Origin of the sequence: Paenibacillus macerans (assembly GCF_050565405.1) — a bacterium.
Taxonomy (GTDB): Bacteria; Bacillota; Bacilli; order Paenibacillales; family Paenibacillaceae; genus Fontibacillus; species Fontibacillus macerans_B.
Genome location: NZ_JBNYYG010000003.1, coordinates 58,237 through 72,777 on the forward strand (window position 1 = coordinate 58,237; position 14,541 = coordinate 72,777).

11 protein-coding genes are annotated in these 14,541 nt (G+C 55.7%); all 11 read left to right on the forward strand.

All coding sequences use genetic code 11. The features are described from left to right. The first annotated feature begins 5 nt into the window (after nt 1-5). Nucleotides 6-1,274: an adenosylhomocysteinase gene (locus ACQ4N8_RS03695; RefSeq protein ID WP_430702974.1), complete on the forward strand. Its 1,269-nt coding sequence runs from the start codon at nt 6-8 to the stop codon at nt 1,272-1,274. A gap of 281 nt (nt 1,275-1,555) precedes the next feature. Then, entirely contained in the window at nt 1,556-1,993 is a 438-nt protein-coding gene (gene mraZ / locus ACQ4N8_RS03700) for a division/cell wall cluster transcriptional repressor MraZ (protein ID WP_430702975.1), read from the forward strand. A gap of 85 nt (nt 1,994-2,078) precedes the next feature. Continuing rightward, entirely contained in the window at nt 2,079-3,053 is a 975-nt protein-coding gene (gene rsmH / locus ACQ4N8_RS03705) for a 16S rRNA (cytosine(1402)-N(4))-methyltransferase RsmH (RefSeq protein ID WP_430702976.1), read from the forward strand. Continuing rightward, on the forward strand, nt 3,054-3,509 hold the full coding sequence (locus ACQ4N8_RS03710) for a hypothetical protein (protein ID WP_430702977.1): 456 nt from the start codon (nt 3,054-3,056) through the stop codon (nt 3,507-3,509). Between the two features lie 21 nt (nt 3,510-3,530). Continuing rightward, on the forward strand, nt 3,531-5,777 hold the full coding sequence (locus tag ACQ4N8_RS03715; RefSeq protein ID WP_430702978.1) for a penicillin-binding transpeptidase domain-containing protein: 2,247 nt from the start codon (nt 3,531-3,533) through the stop codon (nt 5,775-5,777). 80 nt (nt 5,778-5,857) lie between these two features. Then, nucleotides 5,858-7,822: a stage V sporulation protein D gene (locus ACQ4N8_RS03720; protein ID WP_430702979.1), complete on the forward strand. Its 1,965-nt coding sequence runs from the start codon at nt 5,858-5,860 to the stop codon at nt 7,820-7,822. A gap of 264 nt (nt 7,823-8,086) precedes the next feature. Continuing rightward, nucleotides 8,087-9,577 carry a UDP-N-acetylmuramoyl-L-alanyl-D-glutamate--2,6-diaminopimelate ligase gene (locus tag ACQ4N8_RS03725; RefSeq protein ID WP_430702980.1) on the forward strand — a complete coding sequence of 497 codons (1,491 nt, stop codon included), beginning with the start codon at nt 8,087-8,089 and terminating at the stop codon, nt 9,575-9,577. Further along, the gene (locus ACQ4N8_RS03730) at nt 9,577-10,974 is read left to right on the forward strand and encodes a UDP-N-acetylmuramoyl-tripeptide--D-alanyl-D-alanine ligase (protein ID WP_430703176.1); all 1,398 of its coding nucleotides are present in this window, start codon (nt 9,577-9,579) and stop codon (nt 10,972-10,974) included. Before ACQ4N8_RS03725 ends, ACQ4N8_RS03730 begins: the two co-directional genes overlap by 1 nt. A 23-nt stretch (nt 10,975-10,997) precedes the next feature. Beyond that, nucleotides 10,998-11,963: a phospho-N-acetylmuramoyl-pentapeptide-transferase gene (mraY, locus tag ACQ4N8_RS03735; RefSeq protein WP_430702981.1), complete on the forward strand. Its 966-nt coding sequence runs from the start codon at nt 10,998-11,000 to the stop codon at nt 11,961-11,963. Nucleotides 11,964-11,965: 2 nt separating this feature from the next. Next, nucleotides 11,966-13,390 carry a UDP-N-acetylmuramoyl-L-alanine--D-glutamate ligase gene (gene murD, locus ACQ4N8_RS03740; protein WP_430702982.1) on the forward strand — a complete coding sequence of 475 codons (1,425 nt, stop codon included), beginning with the start codon at nt 11,966-11,968 and terminating at the stop codon, nt 13,388-13,390. 49 nt (nt 13,391-13,439) lie between these two features. Beyond that, complete coding sequence (spoVE, locus tag ACQ4N8_RS03745) at nt 13,440-14,537, forward strand: stage V sporulation protein E (RefSeq protein ID WP_430702983.1); 1,098 nt, start codon at nt 13,440-13,442, stop codon at nt 14,535-14,537. The last annotated feature ends 4 nt before the right edge of the window (nt 14,538-14,541 follow it).

A 14,541-nucleotide genomic window follows, 5' to 3' on the forward strand; every position in this document is an offset into this window, starting at 1 on the left:
GTGACATGAGCTCAGAAGCGATTCAGAACAGCATCATCACCGACTTGAAGCTTGCGCCGGAGGGACATTTGAAAATCGATTGGGTGGAAGCTCATATGCCGGTATTGAACCGGGTGCGCAAGCAGTTTGAGGCCGAGCAGCCGTTCAAAGGGCTGAAGGTGACGATTTCGCTCCATCTGGAAGCGAAAACCGCTTACTTGGCCAAAGTCGTGCAAGCAGGGGGCGCCGAGGTGACGATTACCGGCAGCAATCCGCTGTCGACGCAGGATGATGTTTGCGCGGCGTTGGTGGAGGACGGCGTGACGGTATTTGCCAAGTACAATCCGGATCCGGAAGAATATAAAGCGCTGCTGATCAAGGCGCTGGAAACAAAACCCGACCTGATCATCGACGATGGCGGCGATCTGGTATCGATTTTGCATTCCGAACGGCCGGATTTGCTGGAAAACGTGCGTGGCGGCGCCGAAGAAACGACCACCGGGATTTTGCGCCTCAAAGCGATGGATAAAGAGGGGCAGCTCAAATTCCCGATGGTTGCGGTGAACGATGCGTATTGCAAATATTTGTTCGATAACCGTTATGGAACGGGCCAATCGGTTTGGGACGGCATCAACCGCACGACCAACCTGGTCGTTGCCGGCAAAACCGTGATCGTCATCGGTTACGGCTGGTGCGGCAAAGGCGTGGCGATGCGGGCGAAAGGCCTCGGCGCCAACGTCGTCGTGACCGAAGTAGATGCGATCAAAGCGGTCGAAGCTTACATGGATGGTTTCCAAGTGATGCCGATGCTGGAAGCGGCCAAAATCGGCGACTTCTTCGTCACGGTAACCGGGAACCGCGATGTTATTCGCGGCGAGCATTACGATGTCATGAAGGATGGGGCGATCCTGTCCAATGCCGGGCACTTCGACGTGGAAGTGAACAAGCCGGAGCTGAAGGAGCGCTCCGTTTCGGTGCGGACGGTGCGCCGCAATATCGAGGAATATCAGTTGAAGGACGGCCGCAAAGTGTATCTGCTCGCGGAAGGCCGCCTGGTGAACCTGGCTGCCGGCGACGGGCATCCGGCGGAGATCATGGACATGACGTTTGCGCTGCAGGCGATGTCGCTGAAATATGTCAATGACCGTTACAACGAGATCGGCAAAACGGTCGTGAACGTACCGTACGAGCTGGACGAGCAGGTTGCCCGGTTCAAGCTGGAGAGCCTGGGCCTGAGCATCGACGCGTTGTCCTCCGAGCAGCGGGCTTATCTTGATAGCTGGCAGGAGCATTAAGGTACGAAGTTACGTGGCGGTGAGCTCGAAATAAATAGATGAAGAAGGAAAGGTATCCGTAAGCGGCTTTGCTGCTTGGGTACCTTTTTTTAGTGGATGGGATTATAGAAGGTACGGGGTGGTTGCCCTGTTATTGCCGACCGAGTGCAAAATCGTCCTCCCCCGATTCAAAAAAAATTATGAACAATAGAAGGATTTTCACCCCCAATGCAGAATAGTTACATATCACAGTGGTGTAAAGTGGTGTAAAGTGGGGGAAAGAGGTAAGGAGTGAGTCACCAATGTTTATGGGGGAATTCCAACATAGCATTGACGATAAAGGCCGGATTATCATACCGGCTAAGTTTCGTGATCTCCTCGGCAGCTCTTTCGTAGTCACCCGCGGGCTGGACCAGTGTCTTTTCGTATATCCGATGCAGGAGTGGGAAGTGCTGGAACAAAAACTCAAAGCATTGCCGCTGATGAAGTCTGACGCGCGGGCGTTTACCCGCTTTTTTTTCTCCGGGGCGACGGAATGCGAGTGGGATAAACAGGGAAGGGTAAACCTGCCAGGCAATTTACGGCAGTATGCAAAGCTGGAGAAGGATTGCGTTGTTCTGGGCGTGTCGAACCGGGTGGAAATTTGGAGCCGGAATACGTGGGAGCAATACTTCCAGCAGTCGGAAGATACGTTTAACGAGATAGCCGAAAAGCTAGTAGACTTTAATTTCGACCTTTAGATTGAGCATGTATTGAAACGAAAGTCCCAAAGCAGGCTTTTGATCACGGCTAACAAATATGAATTCAGGTTTGGAGGCGTAAGTCTTGTTCCATCACATCACGGTACTCAAAGAAGAAGCGACAGAAGGGCTGCGCATCAAGCCGGACGGCATTTATGTGGATTGTACGCTGGGTGGCGGCGGGCACAGCTCGGTGATTTTGTCGAAGCTAGGTCCCGGAGGAAGGCTGATCGCTTTCGACCAGGACGACTGGGCGTTGGACAATGCCAAGGAGCGGCTCTCGTCTTATGCGGACAAATTAACGTTGGTAAAAAGCAATTTTCGCTACATCGAGCAAAAACTGCTGGAGATCGAGGGCATCCCGCAGCATAACGGGTTTCCCCAAGTCGACGGCGTGCTGTTCGATCTAGGCGTCTCCTCTCCCCAATTCGATGAGGGGGAACGGGGGTTCAGCTATAATGCAGACGCTCCGCTCGACATGCGGATGGATCAATCGGCACCGCTGACGGCGCGGGAGATCGTCAATGCGTGGCCCGAACGCGAAATTGCTCGGATTTTGTTCCAATACGGCGAGGAGAAATTCTCCAGGCGCATTGCCAGGGTCATCGCGGAACGTCGCGAGCAGGAGTCCATCGAGACGACGGGACAACTCGTGGAGCTGATCAAGGAAGGGATTCCGGCGGCCGCAAGGCGGACGGGCGGGCATCCGGCCAAACGCAGCTTCCAAGCGCTCCGCATCGCCGTCAATGACGAGCTGGGCGCGTTCGAGGAAGGACTGCACGCGGCGATACGTTGCTTGGCGCCGGAAGGCCGGGTTTCGGTGATCACTTTTCACTCGTTGGAAGACCGGATCTGCAAACAGATTTTTGCAAGCTATGTGGAGAAATGCACCTGTCCTCCGGATTTTCCGATGTGCGTATGCGGAGGCAAAGGATCGCTCAAATTGTTAAACCGGAAACCGCTGGTTCCGTCGGATCAGGAACTGGCCGAAAATCCCCGGGCTCGCTCGGCGAAATTGCGCGTGGCGGAGAAACTGGAATCTGTAGTGGAGGAATCGTAAATGGCTTATACGCGGGGGAATTTGGCAGTTAAAGAAAAGCAAGCGGAACGCAGCTATCCGTCACAGCGCTACCGGGAAACGACGAAGGTGGTTACCCGCCGTGCGCCGTTGCCGGTTCGCGAGAAGTTGCTGTACATGCTGACGGTTATGTTTTGCGTGGCGGTGATGAGCGGGCTTTTATGGCAAAATGTGTCACTTTACAACATCAAGCGGCAAATGTTTAATTTGAATACGGACATTCAAACGATCAATGCCGAGGTCAAGGAACTAAACATCCAGAAAGAAAAGCTGGAGGAAGAAGTTCCGAAGAAGGCGGCGGAGCTTGGTTATGTGCAGCCCGAGGTGGAAGGTTTCCACGTTCAAATGCCTGAGGGGTCCCAAACGGACGTCGGCGGGCTGGATGCAGGAAGCGGCACGGCAGATGCAGCGGATGGCGTAGCAACGGCCAAGAAATAATGATGCTAAAGAGGTTTTGCCATGATTAAGAGAATAAGACTTCGAACACTGCTGATAGGGGGATGCATTACCCTCTTTTTTGCTGTCTTGATGGGAAGAGTGTTTTGGCTGCAAGTGGTACAGGCGGACTTTTGGCAGGCGCATGCCGAAGAGTTATGGTCCACGAAAAAAACGCTGCCCGCTACCCGCGGCGTCATCACCGACCGGAACGGCGACGTACTGGCGGTAGACGCCCCGGCTTATACGGTGGCCGTCAATCCCGAAGTCATTAATAAAAACGGCCTTGAGGACGAAGTGGTCGAAGGGCTTGGCAAAGTGCTCGGCAAGAATGAAAACGAGCTCAGGGACATTGTGGGCGCAAAAAAGGAAGACGGTACGTATTATACGCAGCGCGAGGTGCGCAACGAAGGCTGGAAAATCGATCAGGATCTGCGGGATCAGGTGCAGTCGTTCATGAACGATTTGAAGGAAGAGCATGAGGACTTGCAAGACGTAGGCATCTACCTGATTAAGGACCAGAAGCGTTACTATCCGAAACACAGTCTGGCTGCCCATGTGCTTGGTTACACCGACCGCGAGGGAATAGCCAAATCGGGGCTTGAGGCTTATTATGACGAAGAGCTTAAAGGGGTAGACGGCTCCCTCGAATACAAACGCGACGGCCGCGGGATCGAAATCCCGAAAGCAAGCGAAATCTACACGCCGGTGAAAAACGGCAAAAACCTGCAGCTGACGATCGATGATACGATTCAGCGTTACATCGAAGTAGCGATGAAGGAAGCGTACGATCAGCTTCAGCCGATCAGCATGACGGTTATTGCGGCCGATCCGAATACGATGGAAATCCTCGGCATGGCCAATATGCCTACATATGACCCCAATGCGTATTGGGAGGACGTCGATCAGAAAAATTTCTACAATCATGCGACCAAGTCGGTTTACGAACCGGGTTCCACATTTAAAATCGTGACCTTGGCCGGTGCCGTTCAGGAAGGATTGTTTAACCCGAACGCCACGTACCAATCCGGCAACATTCAGGTGCCGGGACAAACGATCCACGATTTGAAAAAAGCCGGTTGGGGACAAATCAGTTATCTGGAAGGGGTTAAGCGGTCCAGTAACGTCGCCTTCGTCAAATTAGGCTATGAAATGCTGGGGCCGGAACGCCTCAAGTCGTACGTCGATAATTTCGGCTTTGGCCAAAAGACCGGCATCGAGCTGCCGGGCGAATCGAAAGGGATCGTGGATCCGGTGCAGCAGGCTGACTTCGCGGCGATGGCCTACGGACACGGCAAGCTGCTCGTCACCCCGCTGCAGCAAATCGTGGCGGTATCGGCGATCGCCAACGGCGGCAAGCTGATGGAGCCGCACATCGTCAAATCGATCACGGATCCGCAAACCGGGGAAACGGTCAAAACGGAACCCAAGGTGGTCCGGCAGGTCATCGCCCCCGAGAAGGCCAAGGAAGTCGGGAGCTATCTGGAACAGGTCGTCTCCGACCAGGAAATCGGCACCGGGCGCCACGCCTATATCGACGGCTACCGGATCGCCGGTAAAACGGGGACCGCGGTGAAGGTCGTGAACGGGGAATACGATTATACGAAACAAGTCGTTTCGTTTATCGGATACGCGCCGGTCGACGATCCGAAGATCGCGATTATCGTATTGATCGACGAACCGAAGGATTCCGAATTGGGCGGCGGCACCGCGGCAGCGCCGGTATTCAAAAAAATCATTAGCCAAACCCTGCAGTACATGGGCGTATCGAAGAAAATCGAAGGCGATGCGGCCAAAAGCGCAACCAAAACCGCCAGCACGGGGCCGAAAGTGCCTGAAGTCGGCGGCCTCCCCGTACAGCAAGCGAAGGACAAGCTGGCTGCCAGCGGGATTTCCTACGCTACCTTGGGCAAAGGGACGGAGATCCTTTCCCAGTTCCCGAAAGCCGGCAGCACGCTCAAAACCGGACAGTTCGTCTATCTCCTGACGGAAAGCGGCGCCGATATGAACGTGCCGAATCTGCAGGGAGAATCGCTGCGCGATGCCATGGAGCTATTGTCCGTCATGCAGATTCCGGTCACGGCGGAAGGCGAAGGATACGTCGTCTCGCAGAAGGTAGTAGAAGAGAACGGAGGGCGGCGGGTCGTATTAACGTTGGAGCCGATGGTCAATGACGACTCCGCATCCGGCGACGAGGTTCCCGAAGACGATGCGGCGGGCGGCAAAGAAAGCGATAGCGCCGGCAACAACGAGGGCGGCGAGTCGCCATAGCTTTGTTCTAACCCCTGGTTGTCCTGAATAATCATGAGATGAAAACAATCATGCGTCAGGATGGGTTAGGGGGGCGACCTGTGAAAATTTCTAAATTTACCGTCAGACGAAGACTGTTCTGGCTGTTGATGGTGTTGTGTTTGCTGTTTGCGGCTCTTGCCGTTCGTCTTGCCTACGTGCAAATCGGAAAAGGGGCCGAATTGTCCGCCAAAGCGGAGGATTCGTGGCGCCGAAACATCCCATATTCGGCAAAACGCGGCGAAATCAGCGACCGTAACGGCAATGTGCTCGCTTATAATGTTACGACGCCTACCGTCATGGCGATTCCGGTGCAGATCAAAGAACCGGAGCGGACAGCCAAGAGCTTGGCGCCATTGCTTGATATGAGCGAGGAAACCGTTTTGAAGTCGATTACCAAGAGACAATCCATAGTCAGGCTGCAACCCGGCGGACGCAAAATTACGATGGAAAAAGCGCAGCAAATTCGTGATTTGGCTCTTCCGGGTATTGTTGTCGCTGAGGATAATAAGCGGTATTATCCGTACGGCGGACTGGCCGCCCACATTTTGGGCTTCACCGGGGGATACAATCAAGGCCTCACCGGCGTGGAAAGCAAATATGACAGCCAGCTCAGCGGGATGAACGGCAGCGTTTCCTATTTATCGGATGCCGGCGGCCGGTTGATGCCGGGTTCTTCGGAGAAATACGCTCCTCCGAGGGACGGCTTGAATATGACGCTCACCATCGACAAGACGATCCAAAGCATCATCGAACGCGAACTGGACCAGGCTATGGACCGGCTGCAGGCCGATTCGGCGTTAACGATCGCCATGGACCCGAAGAGCGGCGAAATCCTGGGGATGGCCGGAAGGCCGGGATTCGAGCCGGGGGCTTACCAAGAGTACGATGCCGAGGTGTATAACCGCAATCTGCCGATTTGGATGACCTACGAGCCCGGCTCCACGTTCAAAATCATTACGCTGGCGGCGGCGTTGGAGGAGAAAAAGGTCGATTTGCTGAATGACCGTTTTTTTGATCCGGGTTACGTGAAGGTGGGCGGAGCGACGCTTCGCTGCTGGAAAAAAGGCGGCCACGGCAGCCAAACGTTCCTGCAGGTCGTGGAAAACTCTTGCAACCCCGGCTTCGTGGCGTTAGGCCAGCGGTTGGGGAAGGAAACGCTGTTCCAGTACATCAAAAACTTCGGCTTCGGCAGCAAAACGGGCATCGATTTAAGCGGGGAGGAGAACGGAATCCTGTTCAAACTGCCTCAGGTGGGACCCGTTGAATTGGCGACCACCTCGTTCGGCCAAGGCGTATCGGTTACGCCGATCCAGCAAATCACCGCGGTGTCGGCGGCGATCAACGGCGGCAAACTGTATAAGCCTTACGTCGCCAAGTCTTGGACCAATCCGGAGACCGGCGAGGTCGTGTCGGAAACGACGCCGCAGGTCGTGCGGCAGGTCATCTCGGAGGAAACCTCCAGGCAGGTGCGCTCGGCGCTGGAAAGCGTGGTGGCGAACGGCACCGGCGGCAACGCGTTCATCGACGGGTACCGGGTCGGCGGCAAAACCGGGACGGCGCAGAAGGTCGTTAACGGGCGATATTCGCCAAACGAGCACATCGTCTCCTTTATCGGCTTTGCCCCGGCGGACGACCCGCAAATCATCGTCTATACCGCCGTGGATAACCCGCAGGGCATCCAGTTCGGCGGCGTGGTGGCGGCTCCGATCGTTCGCAACATTTTGGAGGATGCGCTGGAATATATGAAGATTCCCCCCCGCCAAGAGCAGGTGGCGAAGAAATATAAATACGGCGAAACGCCGATCGTCACGGTCCCGGATCTGATCGGGCATACGGCGCAGGAAATTTACGAAGACCTGAACATGAACTTCAATCTGGCGAGATCCGGGGCGGGCAACGTGGTCATCAATCAGGCGCCCAAAGCCGGAGCGCGGGTAGAGAAAGGATCGACGATCCGGATTTATATGGGCAGTGAAGCCGATGCGGAACAATTGCACGATCATAATACGATCACAAGTGAATAATTTTCCTGAACTGAGCAATATTTGGTGATAATATAGAGTGAGTGTGTTGCTCTATATTTTTGCGACAAGTGGCAGCCGGGTGAAATGTTCTTACGATCGCTGTTGTTCCCGGATTTCTTTGATTTTCTTTATTCATACAAGGTAGAAATCCAGTCACAAAGGCGAACGCTCCGCTTCTTCAGAATCATTTCACCCTCTTGCCTTTCCCGCATTTCATTAGTCCAACTTATAGAGAACGTAGTTGAAAGACGGAGGGGTAACTTTATGCGGCTTAAGGAACTGGCAACTTATTTGATGGCTTCAAGGATTCAGGGCGACGGGGAAACGTCGTGCACCGGTTTAGCGATCGATTCGCGCAAGGTAGAGCCGGGCGATCTGTTTATCTGCCTGCCCGGGCATACGGTGGATGGACATGACTATGCCCGTCAAGCCGCGGAACAAGGAGCGTCCGCCCTCGTGGTGGAACGTTGGCTGGGCGGAATCGAATTGCCCCAGTTGAAGGTCAAGGACAGCCGTCTGGCCATGGCGGTGCTCGGCGGGGTGTTTTTCGATTCGCCGAGCTCCCGGCTGAAGGTCATCGGCGTAACCGGCACGAACGGCAAGACGACCACCACGTATTTGATCGAAAAGATCCTGCAGGATCAAGGCCGGGAAACCGGGCTCATCGGTACGATTCAACGCCGCTTCGCCGGGCAGACCTATCCGATGTCCGGGACCACTCCGGAATCGCTGGAGCTGCAGAATTACCTGCATGACATGGCTGAAGGCGGCGGGGAATACTGCGTGATGGAAGTGTCCTCCCATGCGCTGGATCAAGGCCGGGTCAAAGGAACCCGCTTCCGCACCGCGGTATTTACCAATCTTACGCAGGATCATCTGGATTATCACAAAACGATGGAGGACTATCGCGGAGCCAAAGCGCTGTTCTTCTCCCGGCTGGGCAATACGTACCCGGCGGCCGGCGATGAGCGCAGCTACGCCGTGCTGAATGCGGACGATCCGGCCAGCGCTTTCTTCGCCAAACAAACCGCGGCCGAAACGGTCACGTACGGCGTGGAGCATGAGGCCGATGTCCGGGCCTCCGGCATATCCGTAACCGCCAAAGGTACGTCCTTCCATGTGGACACGTTCCGGGGCAGCGCGGATATCTCTTTGCGCATGGTAGGCAAATTCAATGTATATAATGCGCTTGCGGCGATCACGGCGGCTTTGCTGGAGGGAATCCCGCTTGACCGGATCAAGGCGAGCCTCGAGTCGGTCAAAGGCGTTGAGGGCCGGGTGGAAGCGGTAGACGAAGGGCAGGCCTTTGCCGTTATCGTCGATTACGCCCATACCCCGGACGGATTGGAGAACGTGCTGCGTACCGTGAGTGAATTCGCTCAAGGCCGGGTCATTTGCGTGTTCGGCTGCGGCGGGGATCGGGACCGCACGAAGCGGCCGATCATGGGGCGGATCGCCGCGAAGTATTCGCAGCATGTGATCGTGACCTCCGATAATCCGCGAACGGAAAATCCCGAGGCGATCCTGCTCGACATTGAACGGGGGCTGATCGATGACGGGGTGCCGAAGGAGCGCTACGAGCTGGTCGTCGACCGCCGGGAAGCAATTCAAAAGGCTATTGAAATGGCAAGCCGTGAGGATGTAGTATTGATTGCGGGGAAAGGTCATGAAACCTATCAATTGATCGGCTCCCAGGTGCTCGATTTTGACGATCGGATCGTAGCAAAAGAAGCGATAAGGGGTTTGGCAAAGTGATTAGAAGAAATTTAGCGGAAATTGCTGCGATGTGCGGCGGACAAGTAAGGAAAACGGGGGATTCCGACATCGCGGTACAAGGCGTGGTTACCGATTCCCGGCAAATTACGCGGGACTGCCTGTTTGTTCCTTTGGCAGGCGAGCGGTTTGACGGCCATGATTTCGCCGGGGACTGCCTGAAGGCAGGAGCTGGCGCTACGTTATGGGAAAAGTCGAAAGGAACGCCGCCTGGTCCGGCCGTGCTCGTGGAGGATACGCTGGAGGCATTGCAGGCGCTGGCCAAGTCGTATCTGGCCGATACCGGCGCCAAAGTCGTCGGGATTACGGGCAGCAACGGCAAAACGACGACCAAGGACCTGGTATTCGCGCTTTTGTCCACGACCTATAAAGTGCATAAAACCAAAGGGAATTTCAATAATCATATCGGCCTTCCGTTGACGATCCTGGCGATGCCGGAGGATACGGAGATCGCCGTGCTCGAGATGGGCATGAGCGGCCGCTATGAAATCGAGTTGCTTTCGAAGTTGGCCGAGCCGGAAACGGCGATCGTGACCAATATCGGCGAGTCGCATTTGCTGCAACTCGGTTCCCGGGAAGAAATTGCCCGGGCCAAATTGGAGATCCTCGCGGGGATGAAGCCCGGGGGATTGTTCGTATACAATGGGGACGAACCGTTGATTTCCGGGGTTTTGGCGGAATCCGGGACAACCAAGCCGGAAGGATTGAACACGGCGACGTTTGGCCTTGGCCCCGGCAATGACGAATATCCGTCCGGCATCATGTTCCTGGACGATCGTACGCTGTTCACGCCGCATGCCGGCGGAAGCGAGCCGTTTACGCTGCCGCTGCTTGGAGAGCATAACGTCGTGAACGCGTTGGCCGCCATCACCGTCGCCCGCCATTACGGGGTCGGCGAAGCGGCGATCCGGGAAGGGTTCAGCCGGGTCGAGTTGACCGGCATGCGGATCGAGGTGGTTACCGGCCGCAGCGGGATTACGATTCTCAACGATGCGTACAACGCCAGCCCTACCTCCATGAAGGCGGCCATCGGCGTGCTCGGCAACATGAAGGGTTTCCGCCGCAAAATCGCCGTACTCGGCGATATGCTGGAGCTTGGAGCATCCGAGGAAGATTATCACCGCGGCATCGGAGCCTCCTTGGCGCCGGGCAACGTCGACGTGCTGTTCACCTACGGCACCTTGGCCCGGAGCATCGCCGAAGGCGCCAAAGAACATATGGACTCCGGGAACATTTATGCATATACTGATAAGTCTGAGTTGATCCGCAAGCTGGTTTCCCTGCTTCATCCGCAGGATGTCGTCCTGGTCAAGGCTTCCCGGGGCATGAGGCTCGAGGAAGTCGTCGAAGCGGTCAAAAATAGCGAGCTTGCACACTAATACCGGCGAAAGGGGGTGATCCCATGGATTTTGGACTTATCTTGCTAACGATCGGCGTATCCTTCATTTTGGCGGTAATCTCGGCCCCGCTCATTATCCCGCTCCTGAGAAGGCTCAAATTCGGACAGCAAATTCGCGGAGAAGGACCGCAAAGCCATCAGAAAAAAGCGGGCACGCCACAGATGGGCGGCATCATTATTATCCTGGCGTTTACGCTCTCGTTTTTCAAATTTTCGGTCGTGAACACCGATTTTTACGTGCTGCTGATCGCCACGCTGGGCTTTGGCTTGGTCGGTTTCCTCGATGATTACATCAAAATTATATTTAAACGGTCTTTGGGACTAACGCCCAGACAAAAGCTGGTCGGACAGCTGCTGTTCGCCGGCATCATGTGCGCGCTGCTCATTTCCGAAGGGCACAACACGGCCATCGGCATTCCGGGAACCCAGGTATCCTTCGATTGGGGACCGTGGTTTTATTATCCCTTTATCGTCATTATGATGCTGGCCGTGACCAACGCCGTCAACTTTACCGACGGTCTTGACGGACTGCTGTCCGGCGTCAGCGCGATTGCGTTTGGAGCTTACGCGGTCATTGCGATGCAGGTCACTTCGCTTCCGGCTGCGGTTTGCGCGTCGGCGATGATCGGGGCCGTGCTTGGTTTTCTCGTGTTTAACGCCCATCCGGCCAAAGTGTTCATGGGCGATACCGGCTCGCTGGGGATTGGCGGTGCCATCGGCGCCATCGCGATCATTACCAAAACCGAGCTGTTGTTTTTGGTCATCGGCGGCATTTTCGTCATCGAGATGTTATCCGTCGTGATCCAGGTCGTTTCTTTCAAGACCCGGGGCAAACGCATTTTCAAAATGAGCCCGATCCACCATCACTTCGAACTGTCAGGCTGGTCGGAATGGCGCGTCGTGGTTACGTTTTGGGCGGCCGGCCTTATTTTGGCGGTCATAGGACTTTACTTGAACAAGGGGTTGTAATGATGAATCATCCAGAAGAATACCGGGGGCGCCAGGTGGTCGTTCTCGGTCTAGCCAAAAGCGGCGTTCAGGTCGCCAAAACCTTGCACAAGCATGGAGCCGTCGTCACGGTTAACGATAAAAAGGAGAGAGAACAGTGTCCCGAAGCATCCGAATTGGAAGCTTTGGGAATTTCTGTTGTTTGCGGCGGACATCCGAACGATTTGATCCATGCCGGTACCGCGCTGGTCGTCAAAAACCCCGGCATCCCGTATACCGCTCCTCCCGTAGCCCAAGCGCTGGAACTGGGCATCGAGGTCGTGACCGAGGTGGAAGTCGCCTATCTGCTGAGCGAAGCGCCGATCATCGGCATTACCGGCTCCAACGGCAAAACGACGACGACGACCTGGATCGGCAAAATGCTGGAATCGGCAGGGCTTAATCCGATCGTGGCCGGCAACATCGGCACCCCGCTTTGCGAGGCGGCGGAGAAAGCGACGGCAGGCGACTGGCTCGTAGCCGAGCTCAGCAGCTTCCAATTGAAAGGAACGCAGCAATTTCGGCCTGCGGTTGCTTGCCTGCTGAATGTGGCGGAGACCCATCTGGATTACCACGGAACGATGGATGATTATGTTTCGTCCAAAGCTAAGCTGTTTGCCAATCAACAACCGTCCGACCGCGCCGTCGTCAATTGGGACGACCCTGTGTGCCGCGAACTGGTGCCCTATATCCGGGCAAAGCTGATTCCCTTCTCTATGAGCGAGGAATTGGCATCGGAAGGGGTATTTGTTCGACCCGCCTATGTGCCGGATTCGGAGGAAGATCTTCCCCGCAGCATCATGTACCGGGGGGAGGACGGAGGAGTACGCAAAATCGTCGATGTCCTGGAAATTACGCTGCCCGGACGCTTCAACGTGGAGAATGCGCTCGCGGCTATCGCGGTTTCGATCGCGGCGGGAGCGGCACCAGAGGCCCTAGTTGAGCCGCTGCGCTCCTTCCGGGGCGTTGAACATCGCTTGGAATATGTCGAGGAGAAGCAGGGAGTGACGTATTACAATAACTCCAAGGCGACCAATTCCAAGGCGACCGTCATGGCGCTTGGAGCGCTCGGCGCACCCATCGTGCTGATCGCGGGCGGACTCGACCGGGGTTCGGATTATATGGAGCTGCTGCCCGTTTTCAAAGAGAAGGTCAAGGCCGTGGTCGCGCTGGGACAAACGAAGGAAAAAATCGCCCGCGTCGCGGAACTGGCGGGTCTATCCGGCATCGTGGTGGTCGATACTGGTGACAGCGCCGCGGAAACGCTGCGTACCGCGCTGAAGGAAGCCTCCGCGTTGGCGGCGTCCGGGGATGTCGTATTGCTCTCCCCGGCATGCGCCAGCTGGGATATGTTCTCCTCCTATGAAGAGCGTGGACGCATTTTTAAAGAGGCGGTGCATACCCTTTAAGTAGGGGGGTGGAAAAGCCCCTACTTTCGGTTAAGAGGTGGCATCCACGATGGGCAAGAGCCGTACGTCGCCGGATTTTTGGCTTGTGGCCAGCATACTCGGACTGCTGGCCATCGGAATTGTCATGGTGTACAGCGCGGGTTCGGTACTCGCTTTTCATGATTACGGCGATTCTTTCTATTTTGTCAAACGTCAGCTTCTGTTTGCCGTTCTCGGCTTGATTGCGATGTTCTTGATGATGAATTTCGATTACCGACTGCTGCGGAAGCATGCCAAAATCGGGCTGCTCCTGTGCTTTGTTCTGCTGGTCGTCGTGCTTATTCCCGGCATCGGGGTCGTGCGCGGCGGGGCCAGAAGCTGGCTCGGGATCAGTTCCTTCGGCATACAGCCTTCCGAGTTTATGAAGCTGGGCATGATTTTGTTCCTATCCTATTGGTTAAGTAAAGAAGATTACAAGATTACGCATTTTACCAGAGGTTTGCTGCCTCCGCTGGGGGTTATCGGCTTGGCGTTCGGTCTGATCATGCTTCAGCCCGATTTGGGGACAGGCACGGTCATGCTGGGCGCCTCGCTGCTGATCGTCTTTACGGCGGGCGCCCGCATCCGGCATTTGGCCGGCCTGGCCGCCGTCGGAGCCCTTGGTTTCGCCTCGTTGATCATTGCGGCGCCTTACCGTTTGCAGCGGATCACCGCTTTCCTGGACCCTTGGTCCGACCCGCTTGGCGCGGGCTACCAGATCATCCAATCGCTGTACGCGATCGGACCCGGCGGACTGGCGGGCCTGGGGCTGGGGATGAGCCGGCAAAAATACAGCTACGTGCCGGAACCGCAAACCGACTTTATCTTCTCCATTTTGGCCGAGGAGCTTGGTTTTATCGGCGGTCTGCTCGTTCTGCTGCTGTTTTTGATTTTGGTGTGGCGAGGCATGCGGGTGGCGATGACGATCGACGATACGTTCGGCAGCTTGCTGGCCGTGGGGATTGTAGGCATGGTCGGCGTTCAAGTCGTCATCAACATCGGCGTCGTCATCGGGCTCATGCCCGTCACCGGCATTACCCTGCCGCTGATCAGCTATGGCGGTTCATCGCTTACGCTGATGTTGACCGCACTAGGCATTTTACTTAATTTATCACGTTATGCGAGGTGAGAAT

What these genes read in the sequence shown, in the direction of transcription:
- murD (WP_430702982.1), top strand. Translation starts at nt 11,966, where the DNA reads ATGAATCATCCAGAAGAATACCGGGGGCGCCAGGTGGTCGTTCTCGGT.
- ACQ4N8_RS03725 (WP_430702980.1), top strand. Translation starts at nt 8,087, where the DNA reads ATGCGGCTTAAGGAACTGGCAACTTATTTGATGGCTTCAAGGATTCAG.
- spoVE (WP_430702983.1), top strand. Translation starts at nt 13,440, where the DNA reads ATGGGCAAGAGCCGTACGTCGCCGGATTTTTGGCTTGTGGCCAGCATA.
- ACQ4N8_RS03715 (WP_430702978.1), top strand. Translation starts at nt 3,531, where the DNA reads ATGATTAAGAGAATAAGACTTCGAACACTGCTGATAGGGGGATGCATT.
- mraZ (WP_430702975.1), top strand. Translation starts at nt 1,556, where the DNA reads ATGTTTATGGGGGAATTCCAACATAGCATTGACGATAAAGGCCGGATT.
- ACQ4N8_RS03710 (WP_430702977.1), top strand. Translation starts at nt 3,054, where the DNA reads ATGGCTTATACGCGGGGGAATTTGGCAGTTAAAGAAAAGCAAGCGGAA.
- ACQ4N8_RS03695 (WP_430702974.1), top strand. Translation starts at nt 6, where the DNA reads ATGAGCTCAGAAGCGATTCAGAACAGCATCATCACCGACTTGAAGCTT.
- mraY (WP_430702981.1), top strand. Translation starts at nt 10,998, where the DNA reads ATGGATTTTGGACTTATCTTGCTAACGATCGGCGTATCCTTCATTTTG.